Genomic DNA, 15425 nt, shown 5'->3' with positions numbered 1-15425 from the left:
GCTTCGCGCGGGCAATAGGGTCAACTATCGGCGCGAGACGTTCTCCAAGGTCCCCGCTTCGGGACGATGCGGCCAGAACCGTGAGCCCCGCGGTTCGCCCGACCTCTCCGTCCCGGGAGGACCCATGAGAAGACGCGCAGCCGTGCTGTGCGCGGCCGCCGCCGTGCTGGCGGGCTCCGTCACCGGCGTGCCCGCGCGGGCCGCCGCGCCCGCGCGGCCGGCCTGGAAGAACTGCGGCACCGGCGACTACCCGACGCTCCAGTGCGCCTCGCTCCGGGTGCCGCTGGACCACGCGGACCCGGACGGCCGGCAGATCACCCTCGCCCTGTCCCGCGTGCCGCACACCGCCCGGACCTCCCAGGGTCCGCTGCTGGTCAACCCCGGCGGCCCCGGCGGAAGCGGGCTCACGCTCGCCGGGTTCGTGGCCTCCGCGCTGCCCAAGGACGTGGCGGCGCAGTACGACGTCGTCGGCTTCGACCCGCGCGGGGTCGGTCACAGCACCCCGGCCCTGGACTGCGCGCCCGGCCACTTCGATCCGGTGCGCCCCGACAGCGTGCCCGCCACGCCCGCGCTGGAGCGGGCGAACCTGGCGCGCGCCCGGTCCTTCGCCGCCGACTGCTCCCGGCGGTACGCCGATGTGCTGCCGTACATGGACACCGTCAGCGCCGCGCAGGACATGGACACCATCCGCGCGGCCCTCGGCGCGCCGCGCCTCAGCTACTTGGGCTACTCGTACGGCACCTACCTCGGCGCGGTCTACGCCAAGCTGCACCCCGAGCGCATCCACAGGCTGGTGCTGGACTCGATCGTGGACCCGACCGGCGTCTGGTACGACGACAACATCGGCCAGGAGCACGCCTTCGACGACCGGCACCGGGCGCTGATGGCCTGGATCGCCAAGTACGACGCGACATACCGGCTCGGCAAGGACCCGGCGAAGGTCGAGGCGCGGTGGTACGCGATGCGGGCGGCCCTGGCGAAGCAGCCGGCCGGCGGCCGGGTGGGCGCCGCCGAGCTGGAGGACACCTTCATCCCGGGCGGCTACTACGACGGCTACTGGCCCTACCTCGCCGAGGCGTTCGCGGCCTATGCGCACGACAAGGACACCGGGCCGCTGGTGGAGGCGTACGGCGACTTCGCCGGTGTGGACGGCTCGGGCGACAACGGCTACAGCGTCTACACGGCCGTGCAGTGCGGGGACACCGCCTGGCCGCACGACTGGGCGCGCTGGCGCCGGGACGCCTGGGCGGTGTACGCGAAGTCGCCCTTCATGGCGTGGAACAACGCCTGGTACAACGCGCCGTGCGCGTTCTGGCCGACCGGGCGGACGGGGCGGCCGGACGTCGCCAACACCCGGCTGCCGTCCTCGCTGCTGTTCCAGGCGACGGACGACGCGGCCACCCCGTACGCCGGGGGCGTCGCGGCCCACCGGCTGCTGGCCGGCTCCAGCCTGGTGGTCGAGCAGGGCGGCGGCAACCACGGCGTCACGCTGAGCGGCAACGCCTGCCTGGACCGGTATCTGTCGGCGTATTTGACCGACGGCACGGTGCCGCGCGGCAGCGGCACGGTCGACGCGGTGTGCGCCAAGTCCCCGGACCCGAAGCCGCCGGCCGCGAAGGCGGCCTCGACCTCCTCGCGCGGCTCGATCCTGCACAGTCTGCTGGGCTTCCGCCGCTGACCGTCGCCGTCCGTCGCTGGCTGTCGCCGTTGGTCATGGTGGGCTCCGGGGGCGTTGTCGGTGGTGTGGTCCATCATGGGCGCATGACCGAACGGATCACCGCCCCCGCCGGCGTGGCGCCCGCCGCGCAGTACAGCCACGTCGTCTCGGCGACCGGCCGACTCGTCGCCGTCTCCGGCCAGTTGGCCCTGGACGAGGACGGCGCCCTGGTGGGCCCCGGCGACCCCGGGGCCCAGGCCCGCCAGGTGTTCGAGAACCTCCGGCGCTGCCTGGCGGCGGTGGGGGCCGGGTTCGAGCACGTGGTGAAACTGACGTACTTCGTCACGGACATGGCCCACATGCCGCAGATCCGTGCGGCCCGCGCCGCGCACATACCCGACGACCGCCTGCCCGCCGCCTCGGCCGTGCGGGTGGCCGGGCTGGTGGCCCCGGAGTTCCTGATGGAGATCGAGGCCCTGGCGGTGGTGCCGGAGCCCGCCGGCGCGTGACGCGGCCGCCGGGAGCCCGCTCCTGATCCGTACCGGATCGCGACCGTCACCCCGGCGGGGGACACCGGCACCGGCCACGCGGCCGGTGCCGTGGCGTACGCCGGACGAGGGACGTCCGAGCGGTCCGGTGCGCCGGGCGCGCGGGGCCCGCGCTCCCACGCGCCTCCGCTGCCCCTTGCCCGCTCCCCCGGGCGACTGTCAGCCTCGGCTCGGGCGACTGCGGCGACCGTGTGTCAGCGATCGGTGACACCGCGCAGTCGACGGCAAGAGGGGCACAGGCATGACCAACAACTACGGGAACGTCATGGCCGCGATGGCCGGCGTGGCGGTGCTGGCCGCCGCGTCGGTCGCGACCGCGACGGCCGCCCAGGAAGCGCGGCCGGCGCCGGCCGCGGCCTCGTGCGGGACCAGCGTCGACCCCAACACCCACATCCCGAGCGGGCGCCGGCACACGGGGCCCGCGGTGCGCATCGGCGGCGCCACGATCCAGGTGCGCTTCGGCAACGCGAGGGCGGGGGCGCCGTACTACGCGTGGGCAGTGATCTCCGGGGCGCGCAAGGGGGACACCGTCTCCCTGGAGTGGGACGTCGACCACGGGTCCTGGGCGGACTTCGGCGTCTGCTCGGGGACCGTGCACTCGGGGGGCAAGCAGAACACCCGCGCCGTCAAGTACGTGCACGGCAGGGGCTGGCACCTGGAGGCACAGGCCTGCGGCCGGCACGCGGGGCGCCGGCTGTGCACCGCGTACTGGCCCTGACCGTGCCGGTCAGCCGGCCGGCTCCTCCTGCGGGAGCCGGGCCAGTGCGTGCACCGCCGCCTCGGCGAGGGCGGGGTGGGCCAGGGCCTCGGTCAGCACGCGCCGGGCGCGCCCGTCGCCGAGGGCGCCGAGGCCCTCCACGCAGGCGAGGGCGACCCGCCGGTAGGGGTCGTGCGGGCGCAGCCGCCGCTCCAGGGTGGTGATCAGGGCGGGCACGGACTCGGGGGCGCGCAGGGCGACGAGCAGCCGTACCGGGTGCAGGGCGTAGGCGACGCGGAGTTCGTTGGTGGCGAGGGCGGCGGCCGCGCGGGCCGTGCGCGGGTCGCCGAGCCGGGCGAGCGCGTGCGCGGCGGCGGCGCAGCGCGGGGGGTCGCGGTGGTTGAGGAGGAGCACCAGCGACTCGAAGGCGCGCCGGTCGCCGCCCCGGCCGAGCCGGAACGCGGCCAACTCCCGCGCCCACAGCGGCTGTCCGGGCGCGGTCAGGACCTCCGCCAGTTCGTCCGGGTCCCCGGTGGCGAGCAGTCGGTCGAAGGCGGCCGTGCCGCCCGACTCCTGCCGTAAGCGTTCCGTGAGCGATCGCAACTCTTCGTCCACGCCATCAGCGTAGGCGCCTCGCGGGTGCCGCGGGAGGCACCCGGCACAAAGTCCCCCGCAGGGGCTGGCGCGCTCGTTACCCACCGGTTAAGCTCATACGAGCGAGCAACCTTCTCGCACCCCGCTGGCGACGGTCTGGTGACGCGGCCGTCGCGGGCATCGGTCGGTTCGGTACCCGTGTGCGCTCCGTGCGCCAAGTACCGCCAGTACGACCCGGCTTCGGGACAGAGCCGGTCGGAAACACCGCCGCCGCCGGGCGTCTCGAACGTCCGCCGGTACGGCACCGGGCGTGTGCGCTCGACGGCCCGGCAACACCCGCACTCCTTTCCGCACCGTGGTGCGCCTCCCGGCGCACCCGGCGCGTTCCTCGTCGTCACCCTCATTCCTGGAGTCCCGCGATGGCCACTCCCCTGTCCCACACCCCTCCGTCCGCGCTCGCGAAGGTCGCCGTCGTCGGCCTCGGCACCATGGGCACCGGCATCACCGAGGTCCTGGTGAAGGCCGGCCGCGAGGTGGTCGGCATCGACGTCGGCGAGGCCCAGGCCGCGCGGGCGCTGGCCGCCCTGGAGGCCTCCACCGCCCGCGCGGTGGAGCGCGGCCGGATCACCGCGGCCGAGCGCGCCGACGCGCTGGCCCGGGTGCGCTTCACCACCGATCTGACCGCCGCGGCCGACGTCGACCTGGTGATCGAGGTGGCCCCGGAGTCGTACGAGATCAAGCACCAGATCTTCCGCGAACTGGACGCCGTCGTCCGCCCGGAGACCATCCTCGCCACCGGCACCAACGCGCTGTCGGTGACCCGGCTGGCCGCCGACTCGGCGCGTCCCGAGCGCGTGCTCGGGCTGCACTTCTTCAACCCGGCCCCCGCGATGAAGCTGGTGGAGATCGTCTCCTCGGTGCTGACCGCGCCGCAGGTCGTCGCCGCCGTCACGGACCTCGCCCTCGAACTGGGCAAGGAGCCGGTCGCGGTCGGCGACCGGCCCGGCTTCGTCGCGGACGGCCTGCTGTTCGGCTACCTCAACCAGGCGGCCGCGATGTACGAGGCCCGCTACGCCTCCCGGGAGGACATCGACGCGGCGATGCGGCTGGGCTGCGGCCTGCCGATGGGCCCGCTCGCGCTGCTCGACCTGATCGGCGTGGACACCGCGCGGACGGTCCTGGAGGCCATGTACGCCGAGTCCCACGACCGGCTGCACGCCCCGGCGCCGATCCTCAAGCAGCTCAGCGAGGCGGGCCTGACCGGCCGCAAGTCGGGGCGCGGCTTCTACACCTACGAGGCGCCGGGCAGCGCCACCGTGGTGCCGGACGCGCTGACCCCGGCGGCCGGCGGGGACCGCACCCCGGGCCGCGAGGTCCGCACGGTCGGCGTCGCCGGCTCCGGCACCATGGCCTCCGGCATCGCCGAGGTGTTCGCCAAGGCGGGCCACGGCGTCGTCCTGGCCGCCCGCAGCGAGGAGAAGGCCCAGGCGGCCAAGGCCCGGATCGGCACGTCGCTGGCCCGGTCGGTGGACAAGGGCCGGCTGACCGCCGAGGCCGCCGCCGAGACCCTGGACCGGATCACCCCGGCCGGTTCCTACGACGCCTTCGCGGACGTCGACCTGGCCGTCGAGGCCATCGCCGAGGACCTGGAGGCCAAGCGGCAGCTGTTCCAGACGCTGGACAAGGTCTGCAAGCCCGGCGCGGTGCTCGCCACCACGACCTCCTCGCTGCCCGTCGTCGCCTGTGCCCGCGCCACCTCGCGCCCGCAGGACGTGATCGGCATGCACTTCTTCAACCCGGCCCCGGCCATGAAGCTGGTCGAGGTGGTGCGGACGGTGCTGACCGCCGACGACGTGCACGCCACCGTCCGCGAGGTCTGTGCGAAGATCCGCAAGCACCCGGTGGACTGCGGCGACCGGGCCGGGTTCATCGTCAACGCGCTGCTGTTCCCCTACCTCAACAACGCGATCAAGATGGTGCAGGAGCACTACGCGTCGCTGGACGACATCGACGCGGCCATGCGGCTGGGCGGCGGCTACCCGATGGGTCCCTTCGAACTGCTCGACGTGGTCGGCCTGGACGTCTCGCTGGCCATCGAGAAGGTGCTGCACCGCGAGTTCCGCGACCCCGGGCTCGCCCCCGCCCCGCTCCTGGAGCACCTGGTGGCCGCGGGCTGCCTGGGCCGCAAGACGGGCCGCGGCTTCCGCGAGTATGCCCGCCGCTGACGGCGCCGGCGACGGCTCCCGCGCGCCGACGGACTGGGGCGGGCTGCTCGATCCCCACGCGGGGTGCCCGCCCGGTCCGCCGGGGCCGCAGGGGGGATACGGGACCGCGGCGCACCGGGCCGGGTCCATGCAGTACGTTCGGGTCATGTCCCAGCCCGCCAAGTCCTCACGTACACCAGCTACGCCCGACGCGCCGGAGAGTGCCGCAGGCAGCCGCGCCGCCGCCCAGCGGCTCAAGATGCGCCGGGAGCTGGCGGCCGCAGCGATGGAGCTGTTCGCGACCAAGGGGTACGAGGCCACCACCGTCGACGAGATCGCGGCCGCGGCCGGCGTCGCCCGCCGTACCTTCTTCCGCCACTTCCGCTCCAAGGAGGAGGCGATCTTCCCGGACCACGACGACACCCTGGTCCGCGCCGAGGCGGTGCTCAACGCCGCCCCGGCGCACGAGCACCCGCTCGACACGGTGTGCCGCGGCATCAAGGAAGTCATGAGGATGTACGCGGCGCAACCGGAGATCTCGGTGGCCCGCTACCGGCTCACGCGCGAGGTGCCCACCCTGCGCGAGGCCGAGATCGCCTCCGTGGCCCGCTACGAGCGCCTGTTCACCCGTTATCTGCTCGGCCACTTCGACGAGCGCGCGCACGCCGACGACGCCAACGACGACCCGCTGCTGGCCGAGGTCGCCGCCTCCGCGGTGGTCACCGCGCACAACCATGTGCTGCGGCGCTGGCTGCGGGCGGACGGCCAGGGCGATGTGGAGGCGCAGCTGGACCACGCCTTCGCGATCGTCCGCCGGACCTTCGGCACCGGCATCGGCGCGGGGCGCGGCACGACCGCCCGGCCGGCCGCGAGCGCCCCGGCGGCCGTCTCGGCGCACGGCGAGGTGCTCGTCACCGTCGCCCGCACCGACGCCCCGCTGGACGAGGTCATGCGCACCATCGAGGAGGCACTGAAGGAGCGCTGAGCCCGCTCCCCCGCTGTGAGGACGGCCACCCTTCGGGGTGGCCGTTTTGGCATGTCAGAGCCCGTTTTCCGGCGGATTTCCGAGGCCGTTCGATCGATCATCGCTCATTTGTTACGTAAAGATTTCATCTGAGAGGAAGTTCTGGCACTCAGTGCCTTGTCACCTGACACGCGGTGTCATACGTTGAAGGTGTCCGGGCGGCCGGAGAGCGGCGACCGATCGCTCTTGGGCTGTCCCAGCGGGCCCTCGGCCCGCGCGCCCGGACGCCTGCGTCACAGGCAACCTCCCGCGCCACAAAGCGCTGCCGAAGCACCACCCGCCGAACCGACGGCATCCCGAGAAAACCCTCAGCAGCACAGCACCGACGATCCCTCAAGCGCCCCTCCCTCAGGGCGCTCACCGCCGGAGGCAACACCGTGACCGTGAAGGACATCCTGGACGCGATCCAGTCGAAGGACGCGACGTCCGCGGACTTCGCCGCCCTGCCGCTCCCCGAGTCGTACCGGGCGATCACCGTCCACAAGGACGAGACGGAGATGTTCGCGGGCCTGGAGACCCGCGACAAGGACCCGCGCAAGTCGATCCACCTGGACGACGTTCCCGTGCCCGAACTCGGGCCGGGCGAGGCCCTGGTGGCCGTCATGGCCTCCTCGGTGAACTACAACTCGGTGTGGACCTCGATCTTCGAGCCGCTGTCCACGTTCGGGTTCCTGGAGCGCTACGGCCGCACCAACGAGCTGGCCAAGCGCCACGACCTGCCGTACCACATCATCGGCTCCGACCTCGCGGGCGTCGTCCTGCGCACCGGCCCCGGCGTCAACGCCTGGAAGCCCGGTGACGAGGTCGTCGCCCACTGCCTCTCGGTGGAGCTGGAGTCCTCCGACGGCCACAATGACACGATGCTCGACCCCGAGCAGCGGATCTGGGGCTTCGAGACCAACTTCGGCGGCCTCGCCGAGATCGCGCTCGTCAAGTCCAACCAGCTGATGCCCAAGCCCGCGCACCTGTCGTGGGAGGAGGCGGCGGCCCCGGGCCTGGTGAACTCCACCGCCTACCGGCAGCTGGTCTCCCGCAACGGCGCCCAGATGAAGCAGGGCGACAACGTGCTCATCTGGGGCGCGAGCGGCGGCCTCGGCTCGTACGCGACCCAGTTCGCGCTGGCCGGCGGCGCCACCCCGATCTGCGTGGTCTCCAGCGAGCAGAAGGCCGAGATCTGCCGGAAGATGGGCGCCGAGCTGATCATCGACCGCAGCGCCGAGGACTACCGGTTCTGGAAGGACGAGCACACCCAGGACCCCAAGGAGTGGAAGCGCTTCGGCAAGCGCATCCGCGAACTCACCGGCGGCGAGGACGTGGACATCGTCTTCGAGCACCCCGGCCGCGAGACCTTCGGCGCCTCGGTGTACGTCACCCGCAAGGGCGGCACCATCGTCACCTGCGCCTCCACCTCGGGCTACCAGCACGAGTACGACAACCGCTACCTGTGGATGTCCCTGAAGCGGATCATCGGCTCGCACTTCGCCAACTACCGCGAGGCCTGGGAGGCCAACCGGCTGATCGCCAAGGGCAAGATCCACCCGACCCTGTCCAAGGTGTACTCCCTGGAGGAGACCGGCCAGGCCGCCTACGACGTCCACCGCAATCTTCACCAGGGCAAGGTCGGCGTGCTCTGCCTCGCCCCCGAGGAAGGCCTCGGCGTGCGCGACGAGGCGATGCGCGCGCGGCACATCGACGCCATCAACCGCTTCCGGAACAGCTGAGAGCCGCAGATGACAGAGCGTCAGGCCGCGTCCGGGACACAGGGTGCGTCGGTGTCGAACGAGACGAGGACGAGGGAGCGTAGCGACCGCGGGCCGAGGAACGTCGACACCGACGGAGAGCACCCCGTGTCACAGGCGCAGAAGAAGGACCGTCCGTGGCTCATGCGGACGTACGCCGGCCACTCCACGGCCGAGGCGTCCAACGAGCTGTACCGGCGCAACCTCGCCAAGGGCCAGACCGGTCTGTCGGTGGCGTTCGACCTGCCGACGCAGACCGGTTACGACCCCGACCACATCCTCGCCCGCGGCGAGGTGGGCCGGGTCGGCGTGCCGGTCGCGCACCTCGGTGACATGCGCCGGCTGTTCCAGGACATCCCCCTGGAGCAGATGAACACCTCGATGACGATCAACGCCACCGCCATGTGGCTGCTGGCGCTCTACCAGGTCGTCGCCGAGGAGCAGGGCGCGGACGTCACCAAGCTCCAGGGCACGACCCAGAACGACATCGTCAAGGAGTACCTGTCCCGCGGCACGCACGTCTTCCCGCCGGGACCCTCGCTCCGCCTGACGACGGACATGATCGCGTACACGGTCTCCCACATCCCGAAGTGGAACCCGATCAACATCTGCAGCTACCACCTGCAGGAGGCCGGGGCCACGCCGGTGCAGGAGATCGCGTACGCGATGTCCACCGCGATCGCCGTGCTGGACGCCGTGCGCGACGGCGGCCAGGTGCCGCGGGAGCGCATGGGCGACGTGGTCGCCCGGATCTCCTTCTTCGTCAACGCGGGCGTGCGCTTCGTCGAGGAGATGTGCAAGATGCGGGCGTTCGGCCGCATCTGGGACAAGGTCACCCGCGAGCGCTACGGCATCGAGAACCCGAAGCAGCGCCGGTTCCGCTACGGCGTCCAGGTCAACTCCCTGGGGCTGACCGAGGCGCAGCCGGAGAACAACATCCAGCGGATCGTGCTGGAGATGCTGGCGGTGACGCTGTCCAAGGACGCCCGCGCGCGGGCCGTCCAGCTCCCGGCCTGGAACGAGGCGCTGGGCCTGCCCCGCCCCTGGGACCAGCAGTGGTCGCTGCGCATCCAGCAGGTGCTCGCCTACGAGAGCGACCTGCTGGAGTACGAGGACATCTTCGAGGGCTCGAAGGTGATCGAGGCCAAGGTGGAGCAGCTGGTCGCCGACGCCCTCGCGGAGATGGACCGGATCGAGGAGATGGGCGGCGCGATGGCCGCCGTCGAGTCCGGCTATCTGAAGTCGCAGCTGGTCGCCTCGCACGCCGAGCGGCGGGCCCGGATCGAGTCCGGCCAGGAGAAGATCGTCGGCGTCAACGCCTTCGAGGGCACCGAACCCAACCCGCTCACGGCCGATCTGGACACCGCGATCCAGACGGTGGACCCGGCGGTCGAGGCCGGCGTCGTCGCCTCGCTGCGGCACTGGCGCGACACCCGCTACCAGCCGCCGTTCAACCACCCGCGCCCCTGCAAGGCGCTGGAGCGGCTGAAGGAGGCGGCCCGGGGCACCGAGAACCTGATGGAGGCCACCCTGGAGTGCGCCCGCGCCGGGGTGACCACCGGCGAGTGGGCGGGGGCGCTGCGCGAGGTGTTCGGCGAGTACCGGGCGCCCACCGGGGTCTCCTCCGCACCGGTGGCCGTGCCCGCGGAGGCCGGCTCGGCGCTCGCCGAGGTCCGCGCCAAGGTGGACGCCACCGCCCGCGACCTGGGCGTCGGCAAGCTGCGCTTCCTGGTCGGCAAGCCGGGCCTGGACGGGCACTCCAACGGTGCCGAGCAGATCGCCGTACGCGCCCGCGACGCCGGCTTCGAGGTGGTGTACCAGGGCATCCGGCTCACCCCCGAGCAGATCGTGGACGCGGCCCTCGCGGAGGACGTGCACGCGGTCGGCCTGTCGATCCTGTCCGGCTCGCACGCCCAGCTGGTCCCGGACGTGCTCCGGCGCCTGCGTGTGGCCGGTGCCACAGATATACCGGTGATCGCAGGTGGCATCATCCCGAACGGTGACGCCGAGCAGCTGAGGGAAGCCGGAGTGGCCGCCGTCTTCACCCCGAAGGACTTCGACATCACCGGGATCATCGGTCGCATCGTCGACGAGATCCGCACCGCGAACAAGCTCGACCCCCTGGAGGTCCCCGCATGACCACCCCTGTGAACCGCCTTCGCCCGCGGCGTTCGTGTCTGGCCGTGCCCGGCTCGAACCCCCGCTTCCTGGAGAAGGCGCAGGGCCTGCCGGCGGACCAGGTCTTCCTGGACCTGGAGGACGCGTGCGCCCCGCTCGCCAAGCCCGAGGCGCGGCACACCATCGTCAAGTTCCTCAACGAGGGCGACTGGACGGGCAAGACACGGGTGGTGCGCGTCAACGACTGGACGACCGAGTGGACGTACCGCGACGTCGTCACGGTGGTCGAGGGCGCCGGGCCGAACCTCGACTGCATCATGCTGCCGAAGGTGCAGAACGCCGAGCAGATCGTGGCGCTGGACCTGCTGCTGACCCAGATCGAGAAGACGATGGGCTTCGAGGTCGGCCGGATCGGCATCGAGGCGCAGATCGAGAACGCGCAGGGCCTGAACAACGTCAACGCGATCGCGCAGGCCTCCCCGCGCATCGAGACCATCATCTTCGGCCCCGCCGACTTCATGGCCTCCATCAACATGAAGTCCCTCGTCGTGGGCGAGCAGCCGCCCGGCTACCCGGCGGACGCCTACCACTACATCCTGATGAAGATCCTGATGGCCGCCCGCGCCAACGACCTCCAGGCGATCGACGGCCCCTACCTCCAGATCCGCAACGTCGACGGCTTCCGCGAGGTCGCCGGCCGTGCCGCCGCCCTCGGCTTCGACGGCAAGTGGGTGCTGCACCCGGGCCAGGTCGACGCCGCCAACGAGGTGTTCTCGCCCTCCCAGGAGGACTACGACCACGCCGAGCTGATCCTGGACGCGTACGACTACTACACGTCCGAGGCGGGCGGCAAGAAGGGCTCCGCGATGCTCGGCGACGAGATGATCGACGAGGCCAGCCGCAAGATGGCCCTGGTCGTCTCCGGCAAGGGACGCGCCGCCGGCATGCAGCGCACCAGCAAGTTCGAGATCCCGGAGGGCTGAGCGCGATGCAGTTCGGACGCACCTACGAGGAGTTCGAGGTCGGGGCGACGTACAAGCACTGGCCGGGCAAGACGGTCACGGAGTACGACGACCACCTGTTCTGCCTCCTCACCATGAACCACCACCCGCTCCACATGGACACGAACTACGCGGAGCGGACGACGGACTTCGGCAGGAACGTCGTCGTCGGCAACTACGTCTACTCGCTGCTGCTCGGCATGTCCGTGCCGGACGTCTCCGGCAAGGCGATCGCCAACCTGGAGATCGAGTCGCTTCGGCACGTGGCGCCGACCTTCCACGGCGACACGATCTACGGCGAGACGACCGTGCTGGACAAGTGGCCGTCGAAGTCGAAGGACGACCGCGGCATCGTCCACGTCGAGACCAAGGGCTACAAGCAGGACGGCACCCTCGTGTGCGTCTTCCGCCGCAAGGTGATGGTGCCGACCGAGACGTACATCAAGGAGCGCGGCGGCGAGCAGCCGGGCCGCCCGGAACTCAAGCAGCAGGAGAAGTAGGACATGGCCCGTCTCGCCCAGACCGCCGGTCTGACCGACGTCCAGCAGGAGATCGTCTCCACGGTCCGTGACTTTGTCGACAAGGAGATCATCCCGGTCGCCACGGAGCTGGAGCACCGCGACGAGTACCCGCAGCAGATCGTGGACGGCCTCAAGGAGCTGGGCCTGTTCGGCCTGATGATCCCCGAGGAGTACGGGGGCCTGGGCGAGTCGCTGCTCACCTACGCGCTGTGCGTGGAGGAGATCGCCCGGGGCTGGATGTCGGTGTCCGGCATCATCAACACCCACTTCATCGTCGCGTACATGCTCAAGCAGCACGGCACGCAGGAGCAGAAGGACCACTTCCTGCCGCGGATGGCCGCCGGTGACATCCGGGGCGCCTTCTCGATGTCGGAGCCGGCGCTGGGCTCCGACGTGTCGGCGATCAGCTCCAAGGCGGTCAGGGACGGCGACGAGTACGTCCTGACCGGCCAGAAGATGTGGCTCACCAACGGCGGCACGTCGTCCCTCGTGGCCGTTCTGGTGCGCAGCGACGAGGGCCACCCGGAGGGCACGGCCCCGCACAAGTCCATGACGACCTTCCTGGTGGAGAAGGAGCCGGGCTTCGGCGAGGTCCGCCCGGGCCTGACCATCCCCGGCAAGATCGAGAAGATGGGCTACAAGGGCGTCGACACCACCGAGCTGATCATGGACGGGCTGCGGGTACCGGCCGATCGGGTGCTCGGCGGCGTCACCGGCCGAGGTTTTTACCAAATGATGGACGGCGTGGAGGTCGGCCGGGTCAATGTCGCGGCCCGTGGCTGCGGCGTCGCCCAGCGCGCCTTCGAGCTGGGCGTGAGCTACGCCCAGCAGCGGCACACCTTCGGCAAGCCGATCGCCCAGCACCAGGCCATCCAGTTCAAGCTGGCGGAGATGGCGACCAAGGTCGAGGCCGCCCATGCGATGATGGTCAACGCGGCACGCAAAAAGGACTCCGGGCAGCGAAACGACCTGGAGGCCGGGATGGCGAAGTACCTCGCCTCCGAGTACTGCAAGGAGGTCGTGGAGGACGCCTTCCGGATCCACGGCGGCTACGGCTTCTCCAAGGAGTACGAGATCGAGCGCCTGTACCGGGAGGCGCCGATGCTGCTCATCGGTGAAGGTACCGCCGAGATCCAGAAAATGATCATCGGCCGCAGACTGCTCGAAGAGTATCGATTCCAGGGCTGATTGTCCGGGTACGGGGTGTTTTCTTCGAGGGGAAGATCACACCCCGTAGATGTTGTTCAGCCGCTCTTCGGCCGCCGACTCGGCTTCCTGGCTTGCCCAGTTGTGGCCCGCGACCGGTACGATCCCCGGAAAAGCCGCCGTCCCCCGTCTTGCGCGGCATCATCCGCTACGAAGGTCATCCATGCCCCACAGCCAAACCTCTGCATCTCGCGACAGCCGGGCCGGCGTACGCCTCGCGCGTGGAGCATCGCCGTGGCTTCTTCCGACCGTCGCCACCGCAGCCCTCAGCCTGGCCCGCGCCCGCCGCTCCGGCGCCGCCCGGGCCGTCGCCGTGCCCGCCACCGCGCTCGCGGCGGGCATGCTGTGGTTCTTCCGCGACCCCGAGCGCGAGATCGCCCAGGGCCGGGTCATCTCGCCCGCCGACGGCGTGGTGCAGAGCATCATGCCGTGGAAGGACGGCCGCACCCGCGTCGCCATCTTCATGAGCCCGCTCAATGTTCATGTCAATCGCGCCCCGCTCGCGGGCACGGTGACGTCGGTCGAACACATCCCCGGTGGCTTCGTTCCGGCGTTCAACAAGGAGAGCGAGAACAACGAGCGCGTAGTCTGGCATTTCGACACCGAACTCGGCGACATCGAGATGATCCAGATCGCCGGCGCGGTGGCCCGCCGCATCGTGCCCTACATCCCCGAGGGCACGAAGGTCGAGCAGGGCGACCGAATCGGTCTGATCCGCTTCGGCTCGCGTGTCGACCTCTACCTGCCCGAGGGTGTGGAGGTCGCGGTCGAGGTCGGACAGAAGACCGTGGCTGGGGTGACTCGCATTGACCGTGATTGATCCGGAGACCCAGGCGAACTGGGTGCCCGAGGCCGACGAGGTGGACGAAGAGGAGGAGATGCCGCTCTCGCTCCGCCTGTCGATAGCGGACACCCTCACGCTCGGCAACGCCACGTGCGGGTTCATGGCGGTGTACTTCACCACCACCGGCATCCTCATCCCGCACCTCACCGGAGGCCAGGAGTCCGGCATGGCCCGCCACAGCGCGGCCACGGCGGTCATCCTGATGCTCTGCGCGGCGGTGTTCGACCTCTTCGACGGGCTGGTGGCGCGCAAGCTGCGCTCCTCCCCCATGGGCGCGGAGCTGGACAACCTCTCCGACCTGATCAGCTTCGGGCTGGCGCCCGCGTACTTCGTGCTCGTCTACGGCATGGTCGCCGACGACGCGCACCAGCGGGTGGCGGCGCTCGGAGCGATCGTGGTGCTGCTGGCCGTGGTGCTGCGGCTCGCGCGCTTCTCGTGCGTGACGCTGAAGGACGGCATGTTCCAGGGCATGCCCTCCCCGTTCGGCGCGCTCACGGTGGTCTCGATCGTGCTGCTGGAGCTGCCGTTCGTGGCGACCCTGCTGGCGATCGTGGGCACCGCGTGGCTGATGGTGAGCCGGGTGGAGTACCCGAAGCCGCGGGGACGGCTCGCCGGGGCGATGCTGTCCTGGATCGTGCTGTCGATGGGGCTGCTGGCCGCCTGGGCCTTCGACGCCCCGTCCGGGCAGCTGCTCCTGCAGACCGGCTGCGCGCTCCAGCTGGTCATGGGCGCGGTGATCCCGCTGTTCGCCACGGCGCGCCGGGTGAACAACTTCCGCGACAACCGACGGGAGGCGCGGGCCGCGCAGCTGCCGTGACGGCCTGGTGACCGAGGGCCCCGAACCCAGGGTTGGCTGGGTTCGGGGCCCTTTCCCGTGCCCGGTCCCGGTCCCGGTCCCGGTCCCGGCGGTGAAGCCTCAGCCGGTCAGCGCAGGAAGTCCTCGGCGATGCGGGACGCGACGCGTTCCAGGATCGGGCCGGCCTGCGCGATGCACCGGGCGACGTCGGGCTCGACCGACGTCAGGGGGTAGGCGCGGGTGATCCCGGCCCCCCGCAGCAGCGGCTCGGACAGGGCGAGCCGGCCGCACACCGCCACGACCTCCTTGCCGGCCGCCCGCGCGGCCGCCGCCACCCCGGCGGGCGCCTTCCCGTGCAGCGTCTGCTCGTCCAGCGACCCCTCTCCGGTGATCACCAGCGACGCCCGCTCCAGCGCGGGCGCGAAGCCGAGGACGTCCAGCATGACCTCGATCCCGGGCCGGAACCGGGCGCCGAG

The 15425-nt window shown here is 71.3% G+C and carries 14 protein-coding genes; 12 read left to right on the top strand and 2 right to left on the bottom strand.

Annotated features, from left to right (window positions below):
* Positions 1-124 precede the first annotated feature (124 nt).
* From FRZ03_RS18190 to FRZ03_RS18180, 3 genes are all read left to right on the top strand, one after another.
* Positions 125-1678, top strand: coding sequence for an alpha/beta hydrolase (locus tag FRZ03_RS18190; protein WP_146466219.1), 1554 nt, complete (start codon positions 125-127; stop codon positions 1676-1678).
* An 83-nt stretch (positions 1679-1761) separates the two neighbouring features.
* Complete coding sequence (locus FRZ03_RS18185) at positions 1762-2166, top strand: RidA family protein (RefSeq protein WP_146466218.1); 405 nt, start codon at positions 1762-1764, stop codon at positions 2164-2166.
* Positions 2167-2446: 280 nt separating this feature from the next.
* Entirely contained in the window at positions 2447-2923 is a 477-nt protein-coding gene (locus FRZ03_RS18180) for a hypothetical protein (RefSeq protein WP_146466217.1), read from the top strand.
* 9 nt (positions 2924-2932) lie between these two features.
* Here the strand turns inward: FRZ03_RS18180 and FRZ03_RS18175 are convergent, their stop codons facing one another.
* On the bottom strand, positions 2933-3517 hold the full coding sequence (locus tag FRZ03_RS18175) for an adenylosuccinate lyase (RefSeq protein WP_146466216.1): 585 nt from the start codon (positions 3515-3517) through the stop codon (positions 2933-2935).
* A 398-nt stretch (positions 3518-3915) separates the two neighbouring features.
* Between FRZ03_RS18175 and FRZ03_RS18170 the strand changes: the two genes are divergently transcribed.
* The 9 genes from FRZ03_RS18170 (at position 3916) to pssA (ending at position 14970) form a co-directional block, all read left to right on the top strand.
* On the top strand, positions 3916-5721 hold the full coding sequence (locus FRZ03_RS18170) for a 3-hydroxyacyl-CoA dehydrogenase family protein (RefSeq protein WP_146466215.1): 1806 nt from the start codon (positions 3916-3918) through the stop codon (positions 5719-5721).
* A gap of 145 nt (positions 5722-5866) precedes the next feature.
* The gene (locus tag FRZ03_RS18165) at positions 5867-6685 is read left to right on the top strand and encodes a TetR family transcriptional regulator (RefSeq protein WP_186785482.1); all 819 of its coding nucleotides are present in this window, start codon (positions 5867-5869) and stop codon (positions 6683-6685) included.
* Positions 6686-7107: 422 nt separating this feature from the next.
* A complete protein-coding gene (gene ccrA / locus FRZ03_RS18160) occupies positions 7108-8445 on the top strand; it encodes a crotonyl-CoA carboxylase/reductase (protein ID WP_186785484.1) in 1338 nt (445 codons plus the stop codon).
* Positions 8446-8571: 126 nt separating this feature from the next.
* Positions 8572-10602, top strand: coding sequence for a protein meaA (locus tag FRZ03_RS18155; protein ID WP_146466212.1), 2031 nt, complete (start codon positions 8572-8574; stop codon positions 10600-10602).
* Entirely contained in the window at positions 10599-11564 is a 966-nt protein-coding gene (locus tag FRZ03_RS18150) for an HpcH/HpaI aldolase/citrate lyase family protein (RefSeq protein WP_146466211.1), read from the top strand. Before FRZ03_RS18155 ends, FRZ03_RS18150 begins: the two co-directional genes overlap by 4 nt.
* Positions 11565-11569: 5 nt before the next feature.
* On the top strand, positions 11570-12082 hold the full coding sequence (locus FRZ03_RS18145) for a MaoC family dehydratase (RefSeq protein WP_146466210.1): 513 nt from the start codon (positions 11570-11572) through the stop codon (positions 12080-12082).
* Positions 12083-12085: 3 nt separating this feature from the next.
* Entirely contained in the window at positions 12086-13291 is a 1206-nt protein-coding gene (locus FRZ03_RS18140; RefSeq protein ID WP_146466209.1) for an acyl-CoA dehydrogenase family protein, read from the top strand.
* Positions 13292-13472: 181 nt separating this feature from the next.
* Positions 13473-14129: a phosphatidylserine decarboxylase gene (locus tag FRZ03_RS18135; RefSeq protein WP_071828612.1), complete on the top strand. Its 657-nt coding sequence runs from the start codon at positions 13473-13475 to the stop codon at positions 14127-14129.
* 22 nt (positions 14130-14151) lie between these two features.
* Positions 14152-14970 (top strand): CDP-diacylglycerol--serine O-phosphatidyltransferase, encoded by an 819-nt coding sequence (pssA, locus tag FRZ03_RS18130; protein ID WP_146466266.1) that lies wholly within the window; start codon positions 14152-14154, stop codon positions 14968-14970.
* A gap of 107 nt (positions 14971-15077) precedes the next feature.
* On the opposite strand, the gene FRZ03_RS18125 is transcribed toward pssA, so the two are convergent.
* On the bottom strand, positions 15078-15425 hold a 348-nt coding region (locus FRZ03_RS18125), incomplete at its 5' end, for a glycerate kinase (RefSeq protein ID WP_146466265.1).

Origin of the sequence: Streptomyces misionensis, assembly GCF_007896895.1 — a bacterium.
Lineage (GTDB): Bacteria > Actinomycetota > Actinomycetes > Streptomycetales > Streptomycetaceae > Streptomyces > Streptomyces misionensis_A.
This window is presented reverse-complemented; position numbering and strand designations above follow the sequence as displayed.

What these genes read in the sequence shown, in the direction of transcription:
- FRZ03_RS18190 (WP_146466219.1), top strand. Translation starts at nt 125, where the DNA reads ATGAGAAGACGCGCAGCCGTGCTGTGCGCGGCCGCCGCCGTGCTGGCG.
- FRZ03_RS18185 (WP_146466218.1), top strand. Translation starts at nt 1,762, where the DNA reads ATGACCGAACGGATCACCGCCCCCGCCGGCGTGGCGCCCGCCGCGCAG.
- FRZ03_RS18180 (WP_146466217.1), top strand. Translation starts at nt 2,447, where the DNA reads ATGACCAACAACTACGGGAACGTCATGGCCGCGATGGCCGGCGTGGCG.
- FRZ03_RS18170 (WP_146466215.1), top strand. Translation starts at nt 3,916, where the DNA reads ATGGCCACTCCCCTGTCCCACACCCCTCCGTCCGCGCTCGCGAAGGTC.
- FRZ03_RS18165 (WP_186785482.1), top strand. Translation starts at nt 5,867, where the DNA reads ATGTCCCAGCCCGCCAAGTCCTCACGTACACCAGCTACGCCCGACGCG.
- FRZ03_RS18150 (WP_146466211.1), top strand. Translation starts at nt 10,599, where the DNA reads ATGACCACCCCTGTGAACCGCCTTCGCCCGCGGCGTTCGTGTCTGGCC.
- FRZ03_RS18145 (WP_146466210.1), top strand. Translation starts at nt 11,570, where the DNA reads ATGCAGTTCGGACGCACCTACGAGGAGTTCGAGGTCGGGGCGACGTAC.
- FRZ03_RS18140 (WP_146466209.1), top strand. Translation starts at nt 12,086, where the DNA reads ATGGCCCGTCTCGCCCAGACCGCCGGTCTGACCGACGTCCAGCAGGAG.
- FRZ03_RS18135 (WP_071828612.1), top strand. Translation starts at nt 13,473, where the DNA reads ATGCCCCACAGCCAAACCTCTGCATCTCGCGACAGCCGGGCCGGCGTA.